The organism is Herbiconiux sp. (assembly GCF_023264895.1).
In the GTDB taxonomy this organism is placed as follows: Bacteria; Actinomycetota; Actinomycetes; order Actinomycetales; family Microbacteriaceae; genus Herbiconiux.
Genome location: NZ_JAHFUY010000041.1, coordinates 14,995 through 38,974, shown reverse-complemented (window position 1 = coordinate 38,974; position 23,980 = coordinate 14,995). Strand labels below are relative to the sequence as shown.

Here is a 23,980-nt window from a genome sequence, read left to right as displayed (position 1 = left end):
GACTCGACTGATTCCAAGGACTCGACTGATTCCAAGGACTCGACTGATTCCAAGGACTCGACTGATTCCAAGGACTCGACTGATTCCAAGGACTCCACCGACTCCAAGGACTCCACCGACTCCAAGGACTCGACCGATTCGGTAGATTCCGTCGATTCGAAGGACTCGACCGACTCGAAGGACTCGTCCGACTCGAAGGACTCGACCGATTCCAAGGACTCGACTGATTCCAAGGACTCGACTGACTCCGTAGATTCCGTCGATTCCAAGGACTCGACCGACTCGAAGGACTCGACCGATTCCACCGACTCGACCGACTCCAAGGACTCGACCGACGCCACCGACGCGAAGGACACCTCCAACGTGGACGCCTCCGACGCGACGGACTCCACCGACGCGTCCGACGCCTCGGACTCCACCGATTCGTCTGACTCGCAGGAGTCCGACGTCGCGGTGTCCGGATCGAGCTCGTACGACTCCGGCGTGCTCGCCTCGACCGGTGTCGAGGCCGGAGGAGCCGTCGGCTTCGGCGCCCTCGCCCTGCTGCTGCTCGGACTCGGCGTGATCGCACGCACGACCCTGCGACGACGCTCGACCAGCTAGCCCCATGACGTGGGGGCGCCACCCAGCACCCCCACGACCTACCGGGTGGGGGTGCCCCACGCACCCCCACCCCCTCGAATCCCGCCTGACGCCACCCGGCCGAGGAGACATCCGCATGACGCGCCACACGCCGAAGAGCAAGGCCTCTCGCAGAGCCAAGGCCAACGCCGCCGCGAGCAAGGCCGCCGCCGCCCGCAAAGCCGCGACCGCCCGCGAAGCTGCGACCATCGCCGCAACGCCCGCCGCCACGGCCCCTGCTGTCCCCCCGGCTGAAGCACCCCGCAACGTGAATCGTCCCGCAGTCCCGAACGGAGCGGCAGCCGATGCCTCGGCCGCAAGCGCCCCCGCCCCCGCACCCGCCGCCACGGGGCCCACGCTCCCGGCGGCGGAGGCCCGCACCGCCCCCACCCCCCGCAGAGCCCCCAAGAAGCCCCTGCTCGCCGCCGCCACAGCTCTCACCCTCGCCATCGCCGCCGGCTACGTCTTCGTGAGCACCACCTTCACCTTCCCCCCGGCCTCCGCGAACGCCGCCTCCGAGGCCGTCGACGACGCCTTCGCCCCCTACTTCTCCCAGCGCTGGGACGTCTTCGCCCCGAACATGCTGAAGGTCAACAGCGCCCTGCAGATCCAGGTGCAGTGGCGCGAAGACGATGAACTCGTGCACAGCGACTGGGTCGACGTCACCGGCGCCGAGCTCGAGGCGGTCGACGGCAACCCCATGCCCTCCCGCATCTCGAAGAGCTCGGCGAACGCCGCCGTGGCCTACATCACCCGCTTCGACGAGCTCACGGATGCCCAGAAGAGCCGCGTGCAGGACACCTTCATCGAGCGCACCGACGACGGCGACTTCCAGCCCATCCCCGACGCCGACCTCATCGCAGAGCTCGAGGCCCTGGGTGAAGACGACACCGAAGGCTCCGACACGGCGCCCAGCCCCGTCCCCCTCCTCCGCTACGACTACATGCTCATCCGCTTCGCCACCGCCTACGGCGAGGCCTACTTCGGCCGCGAGGTCGAGCGCGTGCGCTGGCGCGTGCAGTTCGACCGGCCGAACGACTTCGAGCACCGCAATGACACCGAGCGTCAGTCCCCGCTCAACGAGCTCGAGTTCGGCTGGCGCCAGCCGGCCTCACAGCCGAGCGACGAAGCCGTGGCGATCTTCGACGACGTGATCGAGAGGTACGACCGATGAACGCACTGAAAGCCCTCCGCAGCACCCCGCCCACCCAGCTCCCCGCGAAGGCCTGGGGCGGCCTCACGGGCTGGCTCTCGAGCCGCAAGCACGCCACGATCGGCTTCTCGTTCCTGCGCATCATCTTCGGCATCGCGATGCTCATCGTGCTCATCCCGAGCTTCGCCGACCGCCACTACCTCTGGGGAGCCGGATCGTGGTGGATCGAGCCCGAGGCCCGTCGCCGCGGCTGGTCCGAGATCCTGCGGGGCGTCTTCTCGAAGCAGGATCCGGTGCTCTTCGACGTCGCCTACCTCGCCCTGCTGCTGCTCGTGGTGCTGTTCATCGTGGGCCTGAAGACCCGCTGGGTCACCCCGTTCCTCCTGCTCTTCTGGGTCGGCCTCTCCACCAACAGCACGCTGCTCACCAACGGCGGCGACACCCTCATGCGCATCGTGCTCTTCTTCGCGATCTTCGCGAGCCTCAGCGAGCACCTCTCCGTCGACTCCCTGCTGCGGAAGCGCGCCCAGGCCCGCGGCCGTCTCCCACGTTCGCTCCGCCCCCGCTTCATCCCGGAGTGGTTCGGCACGTGGCTCCACAACACGGCCCTCATCCTGTGCTGCTACCAGATCCTGCTCGTCTACCTCGTCTCCTCCATCCTGAAGCTCCAGGGCGAGGAGTGGATCGACGGCACCGCCCTCTACTACGCCCTCGTGCTCAACGAGTTCCAGGTGCTGCCGACCCTCAGCGAGTTCACCTACCAGTGGGCCTGGTTGGTCAACATCGGCACCTGGACGGCGCTGACCGTGCAGCTGCTCTTCCCGCTCGCCCTGCCCTGGAAGCCGAGCCGCTACCTCTTCGTCGCCCTCATCACGTTCACGCACCTCGGCATCGCCGTGCTGCTCGGCCTCTGGCCGTTCTCGCTTGCGATGATCGCGGTCGACCTGCTGCTCATCCGCGACGGGTCGTGGCTGCGGCTCAGCGCCTTCATCCGTGAGCGGGCGGCGCGGCTGGTCGAGCGGATGCCTGACCAGGGTCGAGCGGGCCCCGTGCTCGCCTCCACGGCCCGCGGCGCGCGCGACCGCGCCCCCGTCCTCGTCGACTGACGAGCTGCACGGCGTACGCCACCGCGAACGCCGCCGCCTGCGCGAGCACCACCATGCCGCCGGAGGCGGTGTCGAGGTAGTAGCTCGCGTAGATGCCCACCACCGAGCACACGGCGGCCACGACGGGAGCGATCACGAGCATCCGCCCGATGCGATCGGTGAGGAGGTAGGCGGTGGCGCCCGGGATGACGAGCATCGCCACCACGAGGATGACTCCCACCACCTGCAGCGCCACCACCGCGGTGAGCGCGAGCACGCCGAGCAGCAGGGCGCCGAGCAGGCGCGGTGAGAGGCCGATGGCGTGGGCGTGCGTGGGGTCGAAGGCGTAGAGGGTGAGATCGCGCCGCTTCAGGACGAGCACGGTCAGCGCGATCGCACCGAGCACGACGATCTGCAGCAGGTCGGTCGCCGAGACCCCCAGCACGTTGCCGAAGACGATGTGGTTGAGGTCGGTCTGGCTGGGGGTGACGGAGATGAGCACGAGCCCGAGGGCGAACAGAGTGGTGAAGACGATGCCGATGGCGGCGTCCTCCTTGATGCGGCTCGTGTCGCGCACCACGCCGATGAGCCCCACGGCGAGGAACCCGAACACGAGCGCACCGACCGCGAACGGGGCGCCCACCACGTAGGCGAGCACGACGCCCGGCAGCACGGCGTGCGCCACGGCGTCGCCCATGAGCGACCAGCCCACGAGCACCAGCCAGCACGACAGCACGGCGCACACCACGGCGGCGAGCACGGTGGTGGCGAGCGCGCGCAGCATGAACTCGTAGCCGAGCGGTTCGAGCAGCAGGTCGAGGATGTTCACGCCGCCGCCCCCTCGCCGAGCCCGAACGCCCTGGCCAGGTTCTCGGGGCGCAGCACCTCAGCGGTGGGGGCGTGCAGCAGCACCCGTCGGCGCAGCAGCACGGATTCGGGGGCGAGGCCGGGGAGCGCCTGCAGGTCGTGCGTGGAGACCAGCACGGTGCATCCGCTCTGCGCCCGCTCGGCGAGCAGGCGCACGATCATGGCTTCGGAGGGCTTGTCGACTCCCGCGAAGGGCTCGTCGAGCAGCAGCACCCTGGCGCCCTGGGCGAGGCCGCGTGCCACGAAGGCGCGTTTGCGCTGCCCTCCCGAGAGGCGGCCGATCTGCCGGTCGGCGAGCCCGGTGAGCTCGACCCGGTCGAGGGCCTCGGCGACGGCGGAGTGGTCGGCGCGCCGCGGCCGTCTGGTGAACCCGAGCCTGCCGTAGCGGCCCATCATCACAACGTCCCGCACGCTGAGCGGGAACGCCCAGTCCACGTCCTCGCTCTGCGGCACGTAGGCGAGGTCGCCGCGCCGCCGGGCGTCCCGGATGCCGCCGCCGAGGATGCGCACCTCGCCGGCCGCCGGGCGCACGAGGCCCATGAGGGTCTTGAAGAGGGTCGACTTGCCCGATCCGTTCATGCCGATCAGGCCGAAGACACCGCCTGCCGGCACGCGGAGTGAGACGTCGTCGAGGGCGAGCACCTCGCCGTAGCGCACGGTGAGTCCCGAGGCGTCGATGGCGGGCTCTGCGGTCACCTCGGCATTCATCGGGAGGCTCCGGTCAGCTCGGCTCCCGGCGGCCCGGCTCCGGTCAGCCCCGCCACGATCGTCTCGGCGTCGTGGCGGATGAGGTCGAGGTAGGTGGGCACAGGGCCGTCGGCCTCCGAGAGCGAGTCGACGTAGAGCGTGCCGCCGAAGCGCGCTCCGGTGGCCTCGACCACCTGCTGCATGGCACTGTCGGAGACGGTTGACTCGCAGAACACGGCCGGCACCTCGTTCTGCTCGACGAACTCGATCGCGCCTGCGATCTGCCGCGGTGTGGCCTGCTGTTCGGCGTTGACGGCCCAGAGGTAGCGCTCGGTCAGGCCGGCGTCGCGGGCGAGGTAGGAGAAGGCGCCCTCGCAGGTCACGAGCGCCCGGTGCTCGGGCGGCAGCGATCCGAGAGACTGCACGAGGTCGTCGTGCACCTCCTGCAGCTCCGCCTTGTATGCCTCGCCCGATGCCTCGAAGGCCGATGCATCGGCGGGGGAGAGCTCGGAGAAGGCGTCGACCATCTCGTCCACGTACCCCTGGACATTGAGGGGGGACATCCAGGCATGCGGATTCGGCATCCCCTCGTAGGCGTCCTCGGCGATCGGGATCTCGTCGACCCCCGCGGAGACCACGACGTGCGGCACGTCGACCGATTCGACGAACTGGCCGAACCACGCCTCGAGGTTCAGGCCGTTGTCGAGGATGAGGTCGGCCTGAGAGGCGGTGCGGATGTCGCCGGGCGTGGGTTCGTAGCCGTGGATCTCGGCACCGGGCTTCGTGATCGACTCCACGCGGAGGCGATCGCCCGCGACGTTTCCGGCGATGTCGGCGAGCACCGTGAACGTGGTGAGCACGACCGGGCGATCGTCGTCCGGTTCTGCCGGAGCGGAGCAGGCGGAGAGGAGGAGGGAGGTCGTGGCGGCGACGGCGACGGCGAGACGTGATGCACTTTTAGGCATGCCTAAAAATTAGCAGAGCTTTCGGTAATCCTAAAGAGTTGCTGTGTCAAGGCTGACAGGAGATCCACCGGCCGCACCTATGATCGAGCCAAGGGGAAGGGTGATCATGCCGTATCGCACGATGGAGCTGCTGCAGCTCTGGATGGACGAGTTCGTCGCCGCCGACCCCGAAGCGGGCTGCCGCCTCGACGTGCTGCGGCACGACGGCGACGCCGGGGAGGACACCGGTCTCGTGATCGTGCGCCTCCAGTACGCCGCCACCGACGTCTACCTCCAGCCGGTCGGCCCGGGCGACACCGCCTGGGAGGTGCACTTCGGACCGCGGCCGAGCGACTTCGCGCTCGGGGCCGAGGGCGTCAAGCTCCTCTCGGACGAGCTGTCGGTCGCCGCGCGCCTCTGCGTCTTCCTCGAGGACAAGTCGATCGCCCACCTGCGGGCGCTCGAGAGCGCCGTCTAGCGCGTTCGGCGCAAGAAGAAGACGCCGGCGGCGAGGGCCCCGAACAGCGCCCCGAGGGTGTTGGCGATGACGTCGTCGACGGTGGCGAAACGGTCGGGCAGGAACACGAGCTGGAACACCTCGATGCCGGCTGACAGCCCGAACCCGATCAGGATGGCCAGCCCCCACAGCCGTCGGCCGAGCACGACGCCGATCAGCAGCCCGAGCGGCAGGAACATGCCGACGTTCGCCAGGAACTCGACCTGCCGGTAGCCGAGGAACATCAGCACGTTGCGGTCGTGAAGCGCCTCGAGCACGCGGACGATCGCCCGGTTCGCCCCGCGATCCACGGGAGTCGGCCACGCGACGATCACGAGCACCGCCACCGAGTAGACCGCCAGCAGAACGGCGGCGGCCACGCGCCACCGCGTGTCGGTCGCGGATGCTGTGCTCGGCAATGCGTTCAGGTCGTCTCCGTCTCGGCCGGGTTGACCTCGATTCTAGGGTCGCGAAGAGGGGTGCCTGCGCGCTCCTCGAGCAGGCGCGCCGCGAGCAGCTCACCGTCGGCCGGCCCGAACCGCTCGAGGGCCTGCCTGTGCAGCCGGGCGACCTGCTCGGACAGCTCGAACGGCACCCCGGTGTGTGCGGCGAGCGACGTGAGCGTCTCGAGCTCCTCGACCACCCGGTCAAGCCCGAACGCAGGCATCCAGTCGCCCCGCAGCACCGCCGGGTAGTCGCGGCTGAGCATGGTGCTCGCGCCGGGGCCGTCGGCCAGCATCCGGTGCAGTCGCGCGGGTTCGAGACCGAGCGAGGTGCCGAGCAGCATCGCCTCGGTCACGGCGGCCACCTGCCCGAACCACAGCAAGTTGGCGAGCAGCTTCACCGTGCAGGCGTCCCCGATGCGCGCGCCGGCCACCGTGATCCGACCGACACCGGTCGTGGCATCGGTCTCGGCGCCCCCGTCACCCGCCCCGAGCGCCTCGAGCAGCGGGCGCGCTCGTTCGATGGCGTCGGCGTCGCCGGAGACGGTGAACGCGAGGGCCGCCGCCTCGGCGGCGGCGGGTCCGCCCGTCATCGGGGCCGACACCAGGGCGACTCCCGCCGACCGCGACCGCCCCTCGGTGGCCTCGAGCACCCGGGGGTCGTTGCTCGTGAGGTCGATCCACAGCGCGCCGGCGGGCAGGGCTCCGATGATCGCGTCGATGCTCGCCTCGAACTCGCCCGGGCCCGGCAGCACCGTCACGAGCACGTCGGCACCCGCGCAGGCCCCCGGAACTCCGTCCGCGATCCCGAGTCCCGCCGGGCCACCGGCCTCCTCCACGGCGCGCACCAGTGCGCGGCAGCGCTCCTCGCGGGGATCGAAGGCGGCGACGGTCGCGCGCCCCGCCAGCACCCTCGCCACGGGCAGCCCCATCCGGCCGAGCCCCAGAACACCGATCCTCATGGGCACCACGCTAGACGGATCGCGCCGGGGTGCGCTCACGACGCGGTCGCGTCACCTGGGCTGTGACATCATCGAACGAGGATCGTGGGGGTGCGATGGCGGGGACGACGGTGCAGGCGGACACGAGGACGAGTGCCGCCCTGGCTCTTTCGAGCACGACGCTCGCCTTCGGCAGCACGGCCCTCCTGATCGCCGCGGTGCTCGTGGTGCTCCGCACCGTCAACTCGCCCGCCCACACCGCGTGGCCGGCGCTGCTCCTGCTCGTGCCGCTCGGCGCCCTCATGGTCGTGAGCCACCACTGGCGCCGCCCGTGGATCATGCTCCTGCACCTTCTCGTGGGCCCCGCCTGCATCGGGCTGTACTCGCTCGTCATCCTCGAGAACGCCCCCGCGCAGATCGTCGAGTCCCCGTTCATCCTGGCCCTGCCGCAGATGGCGTTCGTCTACACCGTGGCGCCGAACGTGCTGGGGGTGCGGTCGATCGTCCACATCGCCCTCGCCTACGTGTTCGGGCAGGTGGCGGTGCTGCTGGCGGCGCTCACGGTGGGGCGTTTCCCGGCGTTCGACTTCCAGACGGCGGCGGCCTCGCTCGTCATCCTCGTGGTGGCCGTGTCGAACCTCGTGCTCCGCCGGCGTGCCCTCCGCGACCGGCGTGCCGTCGAGCGTGCACGGCGGGAGGCGGAGGCGATCGCCTACCAGCGCGAGCTCGAGTCCCAGGTCGTGGCGCTGTTCCACGACACCGTGCTGAGCGAGCTGACCGTGCTCGCCGCCCGCCCGCCCGGCCCGCTCGAGCCCTCGCAGCGGGCGTCGATCGAGCGCGATCTCACCATGATCGTCGAGGGCACCTGGTGGCCGGGCGACCGGGCAGGATCGGGAGGGGCCGCGAGCGCCGACGGGCAGCTGCCGGCCGCCGTCGCCGAGACCGTGCGCTCCGCCCGCGCCGAGGGCGTCGAGGTGGAGGTGCGGGGCGACCTCGGCTCGCTGCAGCGCCTGAGCGCCGCCACGACGACCGCCCTCGCCCTCGCCCTCGGCCAGGGGCTCGTCAACGTGCAGCGGCACTCCGGGGCGAGTCGCGCCGAGATCGTCGTCGACAGCGCCGCGGAGGCCGTGGTCGTCATGCTCGCCGACCCCGGAGTGGGGTTCGACGCGGCGAGCGTGCCCGGTGACCGGCTGGGCGTCTCCCAGTCGATCCTCGGCCGCATCCGCGACGCCGGAGGCGAGGCCCAGCTGTTCACGGCGCCGGGAGACGGCACCGCGTACATCCTCACCCTCCCCGTCGCGTCGCCGGCTGCTTCGGCGTCGGCCTCGTCGCCGTCCTCGTCCCCGTCCGCCTCCACCGCCGCCGGAGGCGCGCGATGAGGGCGCTCCTGGCGATGCGGGGGTTCCTGCACTGGCGCGGCACGGCCCAGCGCTTCGATCCGATCACCGCCGGCAGCCTCTACCCGCTCATCGGGGCCGCGCTCGCGGGACTGCTCGTCTACGCGATCATCCGCACGGTCGGCGCGAGCGACCTGATCCACGATCCGCTCTTCGCCGCCGCCGCGCTCCTGTTCGTCTCGGTCTCCGCCCTCGTCGTGCTCATCGGCACCGATCCGGTGCGGAGCCCCATCGGCTTCCGCGGCTTCGTGGTGGCGGTGGCGGCCATCGTGCTGGCCTCCGTCTCGTCGAGCCTCAGCAGCTGGGGTGCCACGAACGTCATCTGGGACGACTGGGGCCCGCTCGCGGTGGGTCTCATCCTGCTCTGCTGCTCGGAGTTCCGTCCGGGGCGCGACCTCGCCGTCGCGACGGTGGGCGCCGCCGTGGTGGTGGGCGCCACGAGCGCGCTCGAGACGGGCGCCATGCCGCTGCTCGCGTCGCCGCTGACCTCGGCGATCATCTCCGCCACGCCCGTGCTGCTGTTCGGCATCGCCTCGTCGGTGTTCTCCTACCGCATGAGCCTGTCGCTGTCCCGCTCCATCGAGGCGGTCGCCCGCGAGCAGGGCCGGCTCTCGCGCCGGGTGCGGGTGCGCCTCCGCGAGCTCATCCGCGATCTCGGCCGAGACGCGCTCTCGGTCGAGCTCGTGCCCTTCCTCGAGGGCGTGCAGGAGCGCGGTGAGGTGACCGAGGCCGACGTGCGCGAGGCGCGGCGCATCTCGGCGGTGCTGCGCTCCGTGCTCATCACCGACATGGCGCTGCCCTGGCTCGACCGGCTGCAGCGCACGCATCCGTCGGTGCTCGTCGTGCACGACCCCGAGCGGCTCTCCGAGGGTCTTCCGCAGGAGCAGAAGGTGGCGCTCAGGGCGCTCCTGACGGCGCTGGTGTCGGCGGCCGAGCGCGACGGCTCCGCGGCCCAGGATGCGGGGGCCGGCGGCGCTGTCCACGTGCGCGTCACGCGGGCCGGCCGGCACCACAGCGTGCTCGTGCGCGTCGTATCGGCCGAGGGGGAGGCCAGGCTCCGCCATCGCTTCGGCACGTTCATCACCGTCATGAACGCGGTGTTCCTGCGCTCGAGCGTCACCTACAGCGCCGGTGAGCTCCGGATGCTGTACGCCTTCGATGCCCCGGAGACCGCGGTCGGGGTCGCGAGCTCCCTGGGCTGAGTGCTCGCTCGGTGCGGTCTAGTCGTCGGCTCCGAGGGCGCGGCTGCGGGGCTGCACGAGGGGGATCTCGTCGATGCCGCTCGAGAGCCTCGCGATGGCGGCCTCGGCGTCGTAGGCCGGGTCGGGCACGAGGAAGGCGTTGATGATGGCGTGGTACGAGATCGCGGCGAGCGAGACCTCGGCGGGCCGGCCCTCGTTGTCGACCTCGTAGCGGGCCTCCACCAGGTCGGGGATGGTCGTGCGGGCGATGCCGAGACCCTCGATGATCGCGGCGGCGGCCACCACGAGGGGGCGCCAGTCATCGTGCAGATCGGGGCGGAGGCGGTAGCCGACCGCGGGCACGATGTTGCGGTAGAACACCTCCATCTGGTCGAGGAAGGCCAGCTCGGAGTTGCGGAGCGCCTCGATGATGCGCTCCCGCACGCGCGGGTCGGGATAGGAGAGGGCGGTGCTGGAGAGCGCCACGTAGGTGCGCCACTGCACGGAGGAGGTGACCGACTCGAAGTTCTGCTCGGCGGCGAGGCCGGTGACGTCGACCAGGATGCGGCGACGGCCCTCGGGGGTGCGCAGCTCGTCGGCCCGGAAGCCGAGGTACTCCCACGTGGCCACGAGGGACTCCTCGTCGGCACGACCGGGCGAGACCTGGTTGGCGACCTCGCTCAGGAGCTCCTCGAAGAACGCCTCCTTGGACTCCCAGATGCGGTAGACGGAGCTCCTCGGAACGCCGGCCTCCTTGATGAGGTCGTCCATCAGCATGTGCTCGAAGCCGACCGTGAGGCCGTTGGCCTGCACCAGATCGAGGGCCGTGTCGAGCAGCTTCGTGCGCACTTCGTCTTTCGGCACGCGCGTGCGTCCCGCTCCGGACTTCGTCCAGCTGTTCTCCGACATTGTTGCCCCTCTCGAATACATCTTGGGACATGTCGTCCCAAGTTGCAAACGGGTTCGGGCGCTTCTATGCTCATGCCATCGGCAGCGTGCCCTCAGCGACCACGCCGGACCGCCCACCACCCCCTGAAAACGGAGGATTCGAAGTGCTCCGGATGACGACTGCCTCACGGCCCGCGAGGGGGAAGCTCTCCGGTGTCGCGGATTGATCGTTCGGTCAGCAACGCCGCGGTGATCCCGGTCGTCGCTGGGTCGCCCGCCTTCGTCTCGGACCCCGAGGCCCGCCTCGCCACCGGCATCATCGCCGTCGACGGCGTCCCGCGCCCCGGCTTCGAAGACGCCTACCGCCAGCACTTCGAGCTGCGCCGGCGCGTCTACGTCGACCAGACCGGTCAGCTCGACCCCGCCGACCTCTCCGACGACGGCACCGACCGTGACGACGACGACGCGCGATCCGTCACCTTCGCGGTGCTCGAGAACGCACCCGAGGGAGTGCGCATCGTCGGGGTCGCCCGCACCATCATCAAGGGGGCCGACGGGGTCGACCGCCCCCTCCCGGTGGAGGAGTTCTGCCCCGAGCTGTTCGCCGAGCATCCGCTGGCACTCGGCAGCGTCGAGGTCTCGCGCGTGATCGCCCGGCACGAGCGGGTCGCCATGCAGGAGCTGGTGCAGTGGCACCTGTTCGCGCTCATGTCGGCCTACTTCTCCTCGCACGAGGTGGGTCGCACGTTCGCGGTGATCGAGCCGTGGCTCGAGCGCCACCTCGCGGGCATGCTCTCGATCTCGCGCATCGGCGAGCCCCGCTACATCGAGCACTACCTCGACTACAACCTGCCGGTCGAGTTCGACCTGCCCGGTGCCGAGGAGCGGATCACCGAGCGCAACGCCACCATCCTGGGGCAGCTCGCGGCGGCCGACGGGTCGCTGGAGTACTTCGGGCGCATCTCGCGGGCGCAGCGGGAGGCCACCCTTGCGGCGCAGGAAGCAGCGGCCTCGGCCGCCGAGAGCGCAGCGGTGGAGGCTCCGGCCTCGGCATGAAGACCGTCGGCGCGCTCGAGTTCTCCCGCAACTTCGGGTTCTGGAGCGAGGCGGAGCAGGAGGCCCTGCTCTCGGCGCGCGTGGCCATAGCGGGGGTCGGAGGTGTCGGCTTCCAGGTGGGCTCGAAGCTCGCCCGCATGGGGGTCTCCAACTTCTCGATCGCCGACCCGGAGGAGTTCGAGCCCCAGAACGCCAACCGTGTGCCCGGTGCGAGCAGTCGCACCTACGGCCGCTCGAAGGCCGAGGTCTTCCGCGAGGAGGTCAAGGCCATCAATCCGGATGCGACGGTGCACGTCTACCGCGACGGCGTGACGGTCGAGAACGCGGACGAGTTCCTCGCCGGCGCCACCCTGGTCTTCGACGAGTCGGAGACGACCCATCCCGAGATCGGCACCACGATCGCGAGGGGCGCGCGCGCACTCGGCATCCCGAACCTGCTCGTGGTGAACGTGGGCTTCGCGGCCACGGTGACGGCGTTCCATCCGCGGAGCCGGTTCACCTTCGAGCGCTTCATGGGCCTGCCCGAGGGCGGCTCGCTCGACGAGATCGCGGCGTCGACGGTCGACTTCTCGCGCTTTCTCCCGTATGTGCCGCCGTACAGCGATCTGCGGGGGCTCGTGGCCATGACCACGGAGGGCCCCGACGGCACGCGGCCGTCCCTGCCCTCGATCGCGCCCGGCGTCGACCTCGCGAGCGCGCTCGGCACCACGCAGGCCTTCCTCCACCTCACGGCCGCCGCGGGCGTCGCCAACCGCCGCCGCCGGCCGATCTGGGCGCCGCGCCTTGCCTACCTCGACGCCTACACCCTCCGCGCCCGCGTCGTCCGCGCCTCCCGCGCCACCCACTGGCGCCACGTGCTCACCGCGGCCCTCCGCGACCGCACCCACCGCAACCCCCAGGCCGCCTACACCCACGCCGACATCGCCCGCCGCACCCCGCCCGCCCCCTGAGGGTTGCAGTCATCTCATAACTGAGGAATACTCGTGGGGTGGCGACGAGTGTCCGTGTGGGGTCGACCCGAATCGCCAGCCTGGATTGGGTGCGCGGGTTGATGCTCCTCGCGAGCGTGGCGGCGAACTCGCTGCTCGAGACGCCGCCCTGGTTCAACCACACGGTCTGGGACGGCGTGCATCTGCTGGATGCGATCTTCCCGGTCTTCGTCACGCTGTCGGGATGCGGACTCGCGTTCGCGCTGCATCGCCGCGTGAAGCCGTGGCCGCTCGTGCGCCGGGTGGTCGTGCTGTTCGCCGTCGGGCAGCTCTACGGCGCGATCACGCTCGACTCGTGGGACCTGGCCACCTGGACGGTGACGGGGGTGCTGCAGCTCTACGCATTCGTCGTCGCGGTGGTCGGGCTCCTCCACCTCGTGACACGGTCGTGGTGGGGATGGGTGATCATCACGATCGTCCTTGCTTGCGGCTACACGGTCGTGCTGGCGGTGTGGGGGCTCGGATGCGGCGACGGCGGGCTCACCCGCACCTGCAATCCCTCGGGTATCGTCGACCCCGCGGTGTTCGGCGCGGAGCATGTGTACCACCAGGGGAGATTCGGACACGATCCAGTGGGGCTCATGGCCGGGTGGGGTGCGCTCGTGAGCGCATCGGCCGGGGCGACCATGGGCCACGTGATCCTCGCGGTGCGACGCCATGGTGGCTCGCGCGGGGCTGGCGCCTCGCCGGCGCGTGCGATCCTCCCGCTGCTGGCCTGCGCGGTGGGAGCGCTGCTCGTGGCTCAGGCGTGCATCTGGGTGCCCGAGCAGGTGGCGGGTGCCGACGTGCTCGTCATGAAGAGGCTGTGGACGCCACCGTTCGCGCTCAGGCTGGCCGCACCGGTCGCCGTCGCGCTGCTGCTCGGTCACCTGCTGCTCGATGGGGAGCGGCGAGGGGTGGTGAGCGGGGTGATCCGGGGCGCGTCGTATCCCCTCATCGCGCTCGGGCGAAACAGCCTGCTCGTCTACTTCGGCTCGCACATCGTCATGAGCGTGCTCTCGCGTCCGCTGGAGCTGACGGCGCCGGGGGCCGGACCCTCGGGGGTGGATGTCGTCGTCACGACGACGATCGCTCGCGAGCTCGCGCAGGTGCTGGCCGTCGACGGTCAGGTGCAGCTCACGTGGACGTGTGCGGCGCTGCTGTTCTGGACGCTGCTGGCCTGCGCCCTCCGGCGTGGGAGCCTCTACCTGCGGCCGTGATCACGTCTGCAGCTCCTTGCGGATGGGCGGGTCGAGGTGCAGTCGGGGCCAGTCGTCGACGTCGCGGAGGAGCTGACGGTCGTGGGTGGAGAGCACCACCGCGGCGTGCGTCGCGCCGAGGGCCTCGGTGAGTTCATCGACGAGCGCGATCGACAGGTGGTTGGTGGGCTCATCCAGCAGCAGCACGTGCGGCCTCGTCGCGAGCACCAGTGCCAGGTCGAGCCGGCGCTGCTGGCCCATCGAGAGCTCTCCGATGGGTCTGCTCGACTCCCGAGCGCGCAGCAGCCCGAGCTGCGAGAGCCCGACGGCGTCGGAGGACGCCAGTCTCCCCTCCGCCCCGAGTGCGTCGACCTGGGCTGCGTAGACCTCGCTGGCCCGCCGTTGCAGCGGCAGGTCGGTCTCCTGGCGCAGGAACCCGAGGCGGATGCCGTGCGGCAACCGCGCCGAGCCCGTGTCGAGGGGCAGCTCGCCCGCGAGCACCCCGAGGAGCGTCGACTTGCCGGCCCCGTTCGGGCCGGTCACGACGAGTCGGCCGCGGTGCGGGAGCGAGAACGACACCGGCGTCGTCAGCCGGCCGGCCACGCTGATCCGCTCCGCACTCAGCAGCGCCCCTGGCCTCGTGGGCAGCTCGGGGAATCGGAAGAGCAGCGGCGGCTCCGGCACGGTCACGGCGTGGGCCTCGAGCTGTTCCTGTCGGCGATGGACGCTCTGCACGAGTCCACCCGCACGAGTCGCGCGGCCGTGCTTGTCGGAGCCCTTCTCCGGCCGCCATCCGGAGACGAGGCGATTCTGTGCCGAGCTGAGGCTGTCCTGCAGCCGGGCGTGCTCGGCCTGCTGTCGGTCGTACTCCAGCTCCCACCTCTCCCGTTCGGCCCGCCGGCCGTCGCGATACCCGGTGTAGCCGTTGCCGTACACCCGCACCCGGTCGTCGGGCGTCGGATCGAGGTCGACGATGGTGTCGGCCACATCCGAGAGGAGCGCCCGGTCGTGCGTCACGATGACCACGCCGCCCGAGCGGGCCCGGAGCTTCGAGGTCAGGAACTCGAGGCCGGATCGGTCGAGGTGGTTCGTCGGTTCGTCGAGCAGCAGGAAGTCGTCGTCCGCGCCGAGCAGGCACGCCAGGCGCACCCGATACCGCTGCCCCACCGAGAGCTCGGCGAGCCGCCGGGCCGGATCGGTCTCGGCATCGAGCGCCTCGAGCGCGATCTGCACCCGCCGTTCGGCATCCCAGGCATCGAGCAGTTCGGCGTGCTCCAGCGCGGCGGCATAGCGCTCGGCTGGGTCGGCTGAGCCGGCTGAGCCGGCTCCTGCGGCTGAGTCGGCTCCTTCGGCCGAGCCGACTGAGAGCGCTTGAGCGGCATCGTCGAGCCACGTCAGGGCCGCGAGCGCGTCGGCTATGGCCTCGGCCACGGCCTGGCCCACGGTGCGGGCGTCGTGCGCAGACATCTCCTGCTGTGCGACACCGAGTGTGCCGGTGAGCTGCACGGTGCCGGAATCGGGAGTCAGCGTGCCGTCGAGCACCTGGAGGAGGGTGGACTTCCCGCGTCCGTTCTCCCCGACGATCGCCACCCGTGAGGAGGGCGTGACGGTGAGGTCGACGTGGTTCAGCACGGGGGTGGCCCCGCGCATCACGGAGACGTCGGAGGCGATGAGCTGCGCGCGCTGGCGCGCCGGTAGACGGTGGGTCGGGGTGAGCATTCGAGTCCTTCGAGACGACGCGCCGACGAGCCCGCGAGAGGCAGGGCAGGGTGCGCGGATGACGGCGACCCGCGAGGGGGTCGAGAACGAGCGGCCGCCGCAGGCTCGGAGTTCTCCACGAGCGCGGTGGGCCTCACTCAGTCATCAGAGGAAGAATAAACGCACGCGACGATGGTACGACGCAGCCGCACTGCACCGCAACGGTGTCCGCCGGGGCGATGCTCGCCCTCGAGGAGTGTGGGGTCAGACGGCGATGCGGGGGATCGGTCCGGTGACGTCGGCGGGGGTGTAGCGCTCGATCGCGTCGTCCGGCGTCGCGAACGGTCCCGACCAGGCGAACCGGTCGTGCCGGTGGGTGAGCTTCATGTACCAGCCGTCCTTCATGAGGTAGACGGTGGCGAGAGGCGTGCTCGTCTCGGGGTCGTCCCCGGCGTGGCAGAGGATCGCGAGGGCGTCGTTCTTGAGATGGATCACAATCTCGTTCACGAGACCGACCATACCGAGCCGAGGAGCACGGCATGTTACGAGGAGAATAAGAATCGGAGCGACTGCCACGCCGGTTCGCGACATGCTTCGTCAACCCCTCATCCGAGGGGTCTGCAACGGTGTAATGTGAGGCCGACGGCGACGTCAGCGACGCCTCTGCTCCATGGCCGTAAGGGTAACGGCACATCATGGCTGAGGGGTCGACGTCTCCCTGCGGGATGAGAGTATCGGGTCCTCTCATCCCGCTAAACCTTTTAAGCGCCCGCTGAGCCTTCGGAGAGGAGGAGGAACGCGTGGAGCTCCGTGGCGTGCACCACATCGCCATCATCGCCACCGACTACGAGCGCTCGAAGGCGTTCTACTGCGGCGTGCTCGGCTGCACGCTCCTCCGCGAGGTGCACCGGGCGGATCGCGATTCGTGGATGGGCGACCTGGCGCTGAACGGCACCTATCTGATCGAGCTCTTCTCGTTCCCGTCCCCGCCCGCGCGCGCATCCTGGCCCGAGGCCACCGGACTCAGGCACCTCGCCTTCGCGGTCGACTCGGTGGCCGAGGCCCGACGGGAGCTGCAGGCTGCAGGGGTGCGCTGCGAAGAGGTGCGCACCGATCCGCACACGGGCAAGCAGATGATGTTCTTCTTCGACCCCGACGACCTTCCGCTGGAGCTCTACCAGGCGTGATCGGCTTGTGCGACATTCGAAACTATGTTCGAATGGAGTATGCGCTGGAACCAGCAGACCCTCGACCAGGATTCACCCGCGGCTCTGCCCGGCCTCGCGAGGCTGAGCAACCTCGTGCGGAGCGTGCAGACTCCGGAGTTCGCCGGCATCACCTTCCACGAGGTGCTCGCGAAGAGCGCCCTCAATCACGTACCGGGCACGAGCACCGCCATGCCGTTCGCCTGGACCGTCAATCCCTACCGCGGCTGCTCGCACGCCTGCGTCTACTGCTTCGCCCGGCCCACCCACCGCTACCTCGAGCTCGACGAGGGGGCAGACTTCGACCAGCAGATCATCGTCAAGGTCAACGTCGCCGAGGTGCTGGCCCGCGAGGTGGCGAAGAAGAGCTGGCAGCGACCGGCGGTGGCGCTCGGCACCAACACCGATCCCTATCAACGGGCCGAGGGGCGCTACGCGCTCATGCCCGGCATCGTGGGCGCGCTCGCCGGGTCGGGCACGCCGTTCTCGGTGCTCACGAAGGGGTCGCTGCTCCGGCGCGACCTCGACCTGATCGCCACGGCCGCCGAGACGGTCCCGGTGTCGATCGCCATGTCGATCGCGATCTACGACGACGAGCTCCAGCAGTCGATCGAGCCGGGCACGCCGAGCACGAAGGCGCGGCTGGCCACGGTGAGCGCGGTCCGCGAGAAGGGCCTCGAGTGCCAGGTGTTCCTCATGCCCGTGCTGCCGCTGCTCACGGATACGCGTGAGCACCTCGACCACGCGCTCGCCGCGGTGGCGGCCTCGGGTGCCTCGAGCGTCGTCTACTCCGCCCTGCACCTGAAGCCCGGCGTCAAGCAGTGGTTCCTCGCGTGGCTGGCGCGGGAGCATCCGGAGCTGGTGGCGCCGTATGCCCGCATCTATGCCAAGGGCCCGTATGTGCCGGAGGAGTATCGGCGGTGGCTGGGGGAGCGGATGCGCCCGCTTCTGCAGAAGCACGGGCTCGATCGGTCGCGACCTGCGGTGGGCACGGGCGGGCCGGCGTTCCGGGCGGCGGCGCGGCAGTACCGGGAGCATGGACAGGTGGGGTTCGGACCAGCTGAAGACACGCAGCCTGTGCTGTTCTGACGACGGTGCTGTTCTGAAGACGGTGCTGTTCTGAAGCCGGTGCTGTTCTGAAGAAGGGAGCGACCGGCCGCGGGGATGGGGAGCCCAGGCGGCCGGTCGCTCAACCGATCGAGGATGGGGAATCAGCGACCGATCAGGGGTTCGAATGAACCGATGTGAACATGGTGCGCCGCGAACTGCCGAATTGACTGCATTCAACCTGGCAATTCCCCGCATCGGTGGGCTGAATCGGACGAGCCGTCTGCTCCGGCGGTGACCGACGGCGGGCTTAGGGTTGACGGGTGGCGAAACTGTACTTCCGATTCGGGGCGATGAACAGCGGCAAGAGCACGGCGATGCTCCAGGCCGCGTTCAACTACGAGGAGCGCGGGCAGCAGGTGCTCATCGCGAAGCCCTCGATCGACACGAAGGGCGACCTGCAGATCGTCTCCCGACTCGGGGTCACCCGGGATGCCGACTTCCTCATCGCGCCCGACACCGACGTGCGGGTGGAGTTCGCGGCGCGACGCGACGAGGTCGTGCTGCAGACCGGATCGGAGGTGAGCTGCCTCCTGATCGACGAGGCGCAGTTCCTCACCCCCTCGCAGGTCGACGACCTGCTGCGGATCGCCATCCTCGACGGTGTCCCGGTGCTCGCCTACGGCATCCGGAGTGATTTCCAGACGGCGGGCTTCCCGGGCAGCATCCGGCTGCTCGAGGTGGCGCACTCGCTCGAGGAGCTCAAGACCATCTGCCGGTGCGGCCGCAAAGCCATCTTCAACGCGCGCCGGGTCGGCGACCGCTACGTCTTCGACGGCGCCCAGGTGGCCATCGACGGAGAAGACGTGACCTACGAGTCGCTCTGCGGCGCGTGCTACCTCGAGGAGTCGCACGGCGTGCTCGGCCGCCACTGAGGCATCCTCCACCGAAAGGACACCCGCATGCTTCCTCCGATCATCGTCGACATCGCCCAGGTCGACGGCACCACGGTCGAGGTGCCCCTCGGCACGATGCTCGTGCTCGCAACGGCGCGGGATGCGGCGGTCACCGGCTGGTCGGCCGAGATCGCCGACCCCGCCGTGGCGTCGTTCGTGCCCGGTCGCGACGACGGCAGCGCGACGTTCAACCCGGGCGTCGAGCCGCTGTCGGTGGGTGTGACCGAGGTGAGGCTGCGGGGTGGAGGCGCCGACGATGTGCTCGCCTTCAGCCTCTCCGTCGTGCCGCCGGCGAGGTAGCGGCACCACGAGCACGCGAGCGCAACGGGGTTGCCGAGCCCGGTGGCCGGGACCAGGGTGGAAGGCATGAAGAGTGTCTCCTATGCCGGTCTCAGCTTCGAGACAGCCGATGAGGTAGCCGACGCCCTTCTGCGGCTCGCGACAGCCCTGGGGGTGAAGGAGAAGGCCGAGACGGTCGAGATCCCCATCGTGGAGGAGGGCGGGGTGCAGAACGTCGTGCAGCTCGTGATCGGGCCGGCCAGCCAGTTCATCTCCCGTCACGTGGAGTCCCCCTACGCCGATCCGGAGAGCGACGGGGTCGTGGAGCGGCTCGACCAGCGCACGAGGCTCCTCGAGCTGCCACGCGCCGCCGCGGTCTCGCCGAGCGAGTACGACCGGTTCGACATCGACAACCCGGCGTGAGCGGGCATCCCGCACGCCCGTGAGGTTTAACGCGAGAAGCCGGTCAGATCAGATCTGACCGGCTTCTCTCTGTCGGGGTAGCGGGATTCGAACCCACGACCTCCTCGTCCCGAACGAGGCGCGCTACCAAGCTGCGCCACACCCCGAAGTGGATCGCCACGTCTCCGTGGCCAAGGCCTCGTTAAGGATAGCCGATAAATCCGGAGCCTTCGACCGCCGCCGGGTCAGGGGCGGGCCGTGAGGGTGAGCAGTGTCACCTCGGGCCGGCAGGCGAACCGGAACGGCGCGTAGATCGAGGTTCCGAGGCCCGCCGAGACGTTGAGATAGGCCGAGTGGAATCCGTGGCGCCAGAGGCTCAGGCCCTTGACCTGCGTGCGAGGGATGTCGCAGTTGGTCACGAGGGCACCGTAGCCGGGCACGCAGACCTGACCGCCGTGGGTGTGCCCGGCGAACACGACCTCGGCGCCGTGGGTCACGAAGGAGTTGAGCACGTACTGGTACGGCGCGTGGGCCACTCCGATCCGGAGCCGCGGGCCCCGGTCGTCGTCTTCGAGGAGCGCGTCGAGGGCGCCGGGGATGCGGTCGAGCCGGTCGAAGTGCCGGTGCGGGTCGTCCACCCCGAAGAAGTCGATGATGGTGCCCTGCACCTCGGTGGTGACGGCTGCGTTGTTGAGGTTCTTCCAGCCGAGGGAGTCGAAGTAGGAGGTCAGCGCATCCGTGTCGAGCCGCTCGACCTTGTGGGCGTGCTTCGACGGGCCGAGGAAGTAGCGCAGCGGGTTCTTGAACGACGGGCCGAAGTAGTCGTTGGAGCCGTGCACGTAGACCCCCGGGATGCCGGCGAAGACGTCGAACGCCGCCTTGATCCCTCGGAGTCCGTCGCGGTGGCCGAGGTTGTCCCCGGTGTCGACGATGAGCTGCGGATCGAGGCGCGCGAGATCGCGCACCCACTGCTGCTTGTCGGTCTGCCAGGGCGCCATGTGCAGGTCGCTGAGGTGCAGCACCCGGAGCGGAGCGGAGCCAGGGGGCAGGACCGGCACGGTGGCCGTGCGCAGGGTGTACTGCTTGCGCTCGACGAAGGTGCCGTAGGCGACCGCGCCGGCACCGGCCGCCGCGACGAGCCCGAGGGCTGTCGCGGCGGCACGAGCACTCACGCTCAGCCTGCCTTCGTGGTGACCCTGAGCTTGTCGCTCCCGGCTCGGATCGGCTCGCCGGCACCGGGCGACGTGGCCGTGACCTTGACGCCGTTGCCGCCGGACGGGCCGTCGAACACGATCTGGTTCTGCTGGATGCCGGCCGCGGTGATGGCCGCGACGGCCTGGCTCGGCGACATGCCCGCCACGTTCGGCACTGTGCGCAGCTGGCCGTTGGAGGTGTAGACGGTGACCGTCGACCCCTTCGTGGCCGAACCGGCGGGGGAGCTGCCGTCGACGAGGCCGGCGGGCTGGGTGGAGTCGATCACTCCGCCGTCCTGGAAGTCGAAGCCGGCGGCCGTCAGGGCACCACGGGCGGCGTCGATCGACATGCCGGCGAGGTTCGGGATGTTCACCTGCACGCCGTTGATGAGGTCGCTCGTGGCGCTCGGGAACTGGTTGCCGCCGTACTTCGTGTTGGCGTTGCCCATGTAGGTGCTCCAGATCTCGTGCCGGAGCGAGCCGCCGTTCTGGCCGTTGACCGAGGTGTTGCGGAGCGAGACGGTGCCCACGACGTTGCCGACCCAGACCGCGGTGGCGAGCTCGGTCGTCGAGCCGACGAACCAGGTGTCCTTCTCCGAGTCGGTGGTGCCCGTCTTGCCGAAGAGCGGGATGCCGTCACCCGGGTTCGAGGCGCCACCGGTGCCGCCACCGGTGACGACGCCCTTGAGCGCGTCGACCATGGCTGCGGCCACGTTGGGCTCGACCGCGGGAGTGCAGGTCGAGGGGGGCACCGGGAGCTCGTTGCCCTGGCTGTCCAGGATCCGCTTGATGGCGATGGGCGAGCAGTACACGCCCTCGTTGGCGACCGCGGCGAACGCGCCGGCCATGGTGAGCGGGGCGATCTCGTTGGTGCCGAGCACGTCGGCCGGGTTGTCGCCCAGCGGGTTGCCGTCGGCGCGGTGCACGCCGAAGGCCTCGGCGGTCTGCTTGATCTCGCACTGGTCGAGCTTCTGGGCCATGCGCAGGTAGGCGAGGTTGACCGACGCGGCGGTCGCCTGGCGCACCGTGACGTTGCCGGGGTTCGACCCGCCGTCGTTCTTCACCGCGTAGGAGCCGCCGTTGCCGCCGGTGCAGCTGTTGCGGAACTGCGCGAGGTTGAGTGTTCCCGCATTGCCGTTGATGATGTCGCCGAGCGAGCGGCCCGTCTTCAGCCAGTCGGCGAGGGTGAAGATCTTGTAGGTCGATCCCACCTGGAAGCCTGTCGATCCGCCGTAGAGGAAGTCGGTGCTGTAGTTCACGGCGCTGGCACCCGGGTTGGTGGCCGTCACCTCGGGGTCGGCCGAGTAGTCCTTGTTCTGCACCATCGCGAGCACCTCGCCGGTGCCCGGACGCACCGTCACGAGCGATGAGCCGATGTCGAAGTCGTAGGACTTCGGCACGTTGGCGTTCATCGCGTCCATCGCCGCGATCTGCAGGTCGACGTCGAGCGTCGTGTAGATCTGGTAACCGCCGGTCTTGAAGTTGGTCCAGCGCGTGTTCTCGTCCTCGCCGAAGGCGGGGTCGTTCTTCACGATCGCGGTCACGTAGTCGCAGAAGAAGCCGGCGGCGATGTCGTTGGCCGTCTGGCAGCCCGTGGAGGGCGGCACGATGTTCGGGGTCACCGGGGTGGCGATGGCCTCGTCGTACTGCGCCTGGCTGATCTTGTGCTCCTTGAGCATCGCGGGCAGCACGTCGAGGTCGCGTCGGGCCTGGTTGTCCGGGATGTTCTCGGGCCAGTCGATCCGCAGGTCGTTCGGTGCGTTGACGATGGCGATGAGGCTCGCGGCCTGGGCCACGGTCAGGTCGGTGGCGTTCACGCCGAAGTAGTACTTCGCGGCCGACTGGATGCCGTAGACCCGGCCGCCGAACGGTGCGATGTTGAGGTAGCCGAGGAGGATGTCGTCCTTCGAGAACTCCTTCTCGAGGCCGATCGCGAGCTTGATCTCCTTGAGCTTGCGGTCGATCGTGGTCTTCGTCGCCTCTTCGTAGGCGGCGTCGCGCTCCGCCTCGTCCTGGATGGACTCGGCCTTCTGCACCTGGATGTTGCGCACGTACTGCATCGAGATCGTCGACGCACCACTGCCCGAGGTCTCGAGAGCGTTGCCGGCGGCCGCACGCAGGGTCGAGGCGATGTCGACACCACCGTGCGTGTAGAAGCGGGGGTCTTCGGTGGCGATCACCGCGTCTTTGACGAAGGGGGAGATCTGGTCCCACCCGACCTCTTCGCGGTCCTGCTCGAACACCGAGGCGAGAAGGCGGGGGCTGCCGTCGCTGTTCGTGGCGTAGATGTTGGTCTTCTCGGCGAGGGCGTCCGGCTTGATGTAGCTCGGGAGGTTCTCGAACATGCCGATCGAGTTGTTCGCGGCAATGCCGGTCACGGCGAGTGCGGGCGTGACCATGGCTGTGACGAGGATGCCCGCGATTGCGCTCATACCCACGATCCCCAGAATGGCTCCGACCACACCGCTAGCTGAGGCTTTCGGGGCAGACATAGGATCAAGGGTAAGTGACAAAGCTATGAATTGCTGAGAAGGGATGTCTGTGCCGAATTCTGCGCCTGCCTGGGAATACGTGACGACGCCGCTGATGATCCACAACACCACGGGCATCCTGAACTCCTGGGGGTCGGACGGGTGGGAACTCGTGCAGATCGTGACGGGGCCTGAGGGCGGCCTGGTGGCGTATCTGAAGCGGCCGGTGGCGCCCGCCGCTTCGGCTTCCGCCTCTGCTTCCGCTCCTGCTTCGGGAGTGTGAGCCCCGTGTCGCAGATCGCCGACCGGCTCTCCGAGCTCGGCGTCACCATCCCCGCTGTCTCGGCTCCTGCCGGTGCCTACATCCCGGCCGTCATCTCCGGCCGGCTCGTGTTCACGGCCGGCCAGCTGCCGTTCGTCGACGCCGCCCTGCCGGCCACGGGCAAGGTCGGCGAAGGCGCCGGCCTGGTCTCGCCCGCCGACGCGAAGGGCTACGCGCGGCTCTCGGCCATCAATGCGCTCGCCGCGGTGGAGAGCGTGCTGGGTTCGCTCGACCGTGTCACCCGGATCGTGAAGGTCGTGGGGTTCGTGGCCTCGGATCCGTCGTTCACCGGCCAGCCCGGCGTCATCAACGGCGCCTCGGAGTTTCTCGGCGACGTGTTCGGCGACCGGGGGATCCACGCGCGCTCGGCCGTGGGCGTGGCGGTGCTGCCGCTCGACTCGCCCGTCGAGGTGGAGCTGATCGTCGAGTTCGACTAGGCGCTGCTCCGGGCCGCGGGTTGCGGGCTGCGGGCTGCGGGCTG

General features: G+C 69.8%; 26 protein-coding genes and 1 tRNA gene. 16 read left to right on the top strand and 11 right to left on the bottom strand.

The window, feature by feature from the left end; translation table 11 throughout:
- The 3 genes from Q0D57_RS09410 to Q0D57_RS09400 form a co-directional block, all read left to right on the top strand.
- Positions 1 to 603 (top strand): hypothetical protein (locus Q0D57_RS09410; protein ID WP_291042095.1); only part of this gene is annotated, 603 nt, incomplete at its 5' end.
- A gap of 115 nt (positions 604 to 718) precedes the next feature.
- Positions 719 to 1,795 (top strand): DUF5819 family protein, encoded by a 1,077-nt coding sequence (locus Q0D57_RS09405; RefSeq protein WP_291042089.1) that lies wholly within the window; start codon positions 719 to 721, stop codon positions 1,793 to 1,795.
- Positions 1,792 to 2,880 (top strand): HTTM domain-containing protein, encoded by a 1,089-nt coding sequence (locus tag Q0D57_RS09400; protein WP_291042086.1) that lies wholly within the window; start codon positions 1,792 to 1,794, stop codon positions 2,878 to 2,880. The genes Q0D57_RS09405 and Q0D57_RS09400 overlap by 4 nt, the downstream gene beginning before the upstream one ends.
- Here the strand turns inward: Q0D57_RS09400 and Q0D57_RS09395 are convergent.
- From Q0D57_RS09395 to Q0D57_RS09385, 3 genes are read right to left on the bottom strand one after another with little or no spacing between them, the layout of a single operon-like run.
- Positions 2,762 to 3,688, bottom strand: coding sequence for a metal ABC transporter permease (locus Q0D57_RS09395; protein WP_291042083.1), 927 nt, complete (start codon positions 3,686 to 3,688; stop codon positions 2,762 to 2,764). The two genes, Q0D57_RS09400 and Q0D57_RS09395, sit on opposite strands and share 119 nt — an antisense overlap.
- On the bottom strand, positions 3,685 to 4,434 hold the full coding sequence (locus Q0D57_RS09390; protein ID WP_291042080.1) for a metal ABC transporter ATP-binding protein: 750 nt from the start codon (positions 4,432 to 4,434) through the stop codon (positions 3,685 to 3,687). Before Q0D57_RS09390 ends, Q0D57_RS09395 begins: the two co-directional genes overlap by 4 nt.
- Positions 4,431 to 5,378, bottom strand: coding sequence for a metal ABC transporter substrate-binding protein (locus tag Q0D57_RS09385; RefSeq protein WP_291042060.1), 948 nt, complete (start codon positions 5,376 to 5,378; stop codon positions 4,431 to 4,433). The genes Q0D57_RS09390 and Q0D57_RS09385 overlap by 4 nt, the downstream gene beginning before the upstream one ends.
- A 106-nt stretch (positions 5,379 to 5,484) precedes the next feature.
- Between Q0D57_RS09385 and Q0D57_RS09380 the strand changes: the two genes are divergently transcribed.
- Positions 5,485 to 5,835 carry a hypothetical protein gene (locus tag Q0D57_RS09380; RefSeq protein ID WP_291042049.1) on the top strand — a complete coding sequence of 117 codons (351 nt, stop codon included), beginning with the start codon at positions 5,485 to 5,487 and terminating at the stop codon, positions 5,833 to 5,835.
- On the opposite strand, the gene Q0D57_RS09375 is transcribed toward Q0D57_RS09380, so the two are convergent.
- Complete coding sequence (locus Q0D57_RS09375) at positions 5,832 to 6,233, bottom strand: VanZ family protein (protein WP_291042046.1); 402 nt, start codon at positions 6,231 to 6,233, stop codon at positions 5,832 to 5,834. The genes Q0D57_RS09380 and Q0D57_RS09375 overlap by 4 nt on opposite strands.
- A 44-nt stretch (positions 6,234 to 6,277) precedes the next feature.
- A complete protein-coding gene (locus Q0D57_RS09370) occupies positions 6,278 to 7,258 on the bottom strand; it encodes an NAD(P)-binding domain-containing protein (RefSeq protein ID WP_291042042.1) in 981 nt (326 codons plus the stop codon).
- Positions 7,259 to 7,353: 95 nt separating this feature from the next.
- Here Q0D57_RS09370 and Q0D57_RS09365 point away from each other — a divergent pair, with 95 nt between their 5' ends.
- Positions 7,354 to 8,616 carry a hypothetical protein gene (locus Q0D57_RS09365; protein ID WP_291042039.1) on the top strand — a complete coding sequence of 421 codons (1,263 nt, stop codon included), beginning with the start codon at positions 7,354 to 7,356 and terminating at the stop codon, positions 8,614 to 8,616.
- The gene (locus Q0D57_RS09360; protein WP_291042036.1) at positions 8,613 to 9,836 is read left to right on the top strand and encodes a hypothetical protein; all 1,224 of its coding nucleotides are present in this window, start codon (positions 8,613 to 8,615) and stop codon (positions 9,834 to 9,836) included. The genes Q0D57_RS09365 and Q0D57_RS09360 overlap by 4 nt, the downstream gene beginning before the upstream one ends.
- An 18-nt stretch (positions 9,837 to 9,854) precedes the next feature.
- Here the strand turns inward: Q0D57_RS09360 and Q0D57_RS09355 are convergent, their stop codons facing one another.
- On the bottom strand, positions 9,855 to 10,724 hold the full coding sequence (locus tag Q0D57_RS09355) for a TetR/AcrR family transcriptional regulator (protein WP_291042033.1): 870 nt from the start codon (positions 10,722 to 10,724) through the stop codon (positions 9,855 to 9,857).
- A 228-nt stretch (positions 10,725 to 10,952) separates the two neighbouring features.
- On the opposite strand from Q0D57_RS09355, the gene Q0D57_RS09350 reads away from it, so the two are divergent.
- Genes Q0D57_RS09350 through Q0D57_RS09340 form a run of 3 tightly spaced genes read left to right on the top strand, consistent with a single transcriptional unit; the run spans position 10,953 to position 13,947 of the window.
- Positions 10,953 to 11,759, top strand: a complete 807-nt coding sequence (locus Q0D57_RS09350; RefSeq protein ID WP_291042028.1) for a hypothetical protein — start codon at positions 10,953 to 10,955, stop codon at positions 11,757 to 11,759.
- A complete protein-coding gene (locus Q0D57_RS09345; protein WP_291042024.1) occupies positions 11,756 to 12,709 on the top strand; it encodes a ThiF family adenylyltransferase in 954 nt (317 codons plus the stop codon). The genes Q0D57_RS09350 and Q0D57_RS09345 overlap by 4 nt, the downstream gene beginning before the upstream one ends.
- A 38-nt stretch (positions 12,710 to 12,747) precedes the next feature.
- Positions 12,748 to 13,947, top strand: a complete 1,200-nt coding sequence (locus tag Q0D57_RS09340; RefSeq protein WP_366518598.1) for a heparan-alpha-glucosaminide N-acetyltransferase domain-containing protein — start codon at positions 12,748 to 12,750, stop codon at positions 13,945 to 13,947.
- Here Q0D57_RS09340 and Q0D57_RS09335 read toward each other — a convergent pair whose 3' ends face one another.
- Together Q0D57_RS09335 and Q0D57_RS09330 are read right to left on the bottom strand one after the other, a co-directional pair.
- Entirely contained in the window at positions 13,948 to 15,645 is a 1,698-nt protein-coding gene (locus tag Q0D57_RS09335; RefSeq protein ID WP_291042000.1) for an ABC-F family ATP-binding cassette domain-containing protein, read from the bottom strand.
- Between the two features lie 243 nt (positions 15,646 to 15,888).
- Positions 15,889 to 16,131: a hypothetical protein gene (locus Q0D57_RS09330; protein ID WP_291041997.1), complete on the bottom strand. Its 243-nt coding sequence runs from the start codon at positions 16,129 to 16,131 to the stop codon at positions 15,889 to 15,891.
- 293 nt (positions 16,132 to 16,424) lie between these two features.
- On the opposite strand from Q0D57_RS09330, the gene Q0D57_RS09325 reads away from it, so the two are divergent.
- From Q0D57_RS09325 to Q0D57_RS09305, 5 genes are all read left to right on the top strand, one after another.
- Positions 16,425 to 16,811 carry a VOC family protein gene (locus Q0D57_RS09325; RefSeq protein ID WP_291041994.1) on the top strand — a complete coding sequence of 129 codons (387 nt, stop codon included), beginning with the start codon at positions 16,425 to 16,427 and terminating at the stop codon, positions 16,809 to 16,811.
- A 39-nt stretch (positions 16,812 to 16,850) separates the two neighbouring features.
- Positions 16,851 to 17,918, top strand: a complete 1,068-nt coding sequence (locus Q0D57_RS09320) for an Rv2578c family radical SAM protein (protein ID WP_291042098.1) — start codon at positions 16,851 to 16,853, stop codon at positions 17,916 to 17,918.
- Positions 17,919 to 18,199: 281 nt separating this feature from the next.
- Complete coding sequence (locus Q0D57_RS09315) at positions 18,200 to 18,811, top strand: thymidine kinase (RefSeq protein WP_291041991.1); 612 nt, start codon at positions 18,200 to 18,202, stop codon at positions 18,809 to 18,811.
- Positions 18,812 to 18,838: 27 nt separating this feature from the next.
- On the top strand, positions 18,839 to 19,132 hold the full coding sequence (locus Q0D57_RS09310) for a hypothetical protein (protein WP_291041983.1): 294 nt from the start codon (positions 18,839 to 18,841) through the stop codon (positions 19,130 to 19,132).
- A gap of 66 nt (positions 19,133 to 19,198) precedes the next feature.
- On the top strand, positions 19,199 to 19,534 hold the full coding sequence (locus Q0D57_RS09305; RefSeq protein ID WP_291041976.1) for a hypothetical protein: 336 nt from the start codon (positions 19,199 to 19,201) through the stop codon (positions 19,532 to 19,534).
- Between the two features lie 72 nt (positions 19,535 to 19,606).
- On the opposite strand, the gene Q0D57_RS09300 is transcribed toward Q0D57_RS09305, so the two are convergent.
- The 3 genes from Q0D57_RS09300 to Q0D57_RS09290 all read right to left on the bottom strand — a co-directional run bounded on the left by Q0D57_RS09300 (position 19,607) and on the right by Q0D57_RS09290 (position 23,138).
- A tRNA-Pro gene (locus Q0D57_RS09300) sits at positions 19,607 to 19,680 on the bottom strand.
- A gap of 78 nt (positions 19,681 to 19,758) precedes the next feature.
- Positions 19,759 to 20,685, bottom strand: a complete 927-nt coding sequence (locus Q0D57_RS09295; RefSeq protein WP_291041973.1) for a metallophosphoesterase — start codon at positions 20,683 to 20,685, stop codon at positions 19,759 to 19,761.
- A gap of 2 nt (positions 20,686 to 20,687) precedes the next feature.
- Complete coding sequence (locus tag Q0D57_RS09290) at positions 20,688 to 23,138, bottom strand: transglycosylase domain-containing protein (RefSeq protein WP_291041970.1); 2,451 nt, start codon at positions 23,136 to 23,138, stop codon at positions 20,688 to 20,690.
- A 154-nt stretch (positions 23,139 to 23,292) separates the two neighbouring features.
- On the opposite strand from Q0D57_RS09290, the gene Q0D57_RS09285 reads away from it, so the two are divergent.
- Positions 23,293 to 23,460 (top strand): hypothetical protein, encoded by a 168-nt coding sequence (locus Q0D57_RS09285; protein WP_291041967.1) that lies wholly within the window; start codon positions 23,293 to 23,295, stop codon positions 23,458 to 23,460.
- Positions 23,461 to 23,465: 5 nt separating this feature from the next.
- Positions 23,466 to 23,936: a RidA family protein gene (locus tag Q0D57_RS09280; RefSeq protein WP_291041965.1), complete on the top strand. Its 471-nt coding sequence runs from the start codon at positions 23,466 to 23,468 to the stop codon at positions 23,934 to 23,936.
- The last annotated feature ends 44 nt before the right edge of the window (positions 23,937 to 23,980 follow it).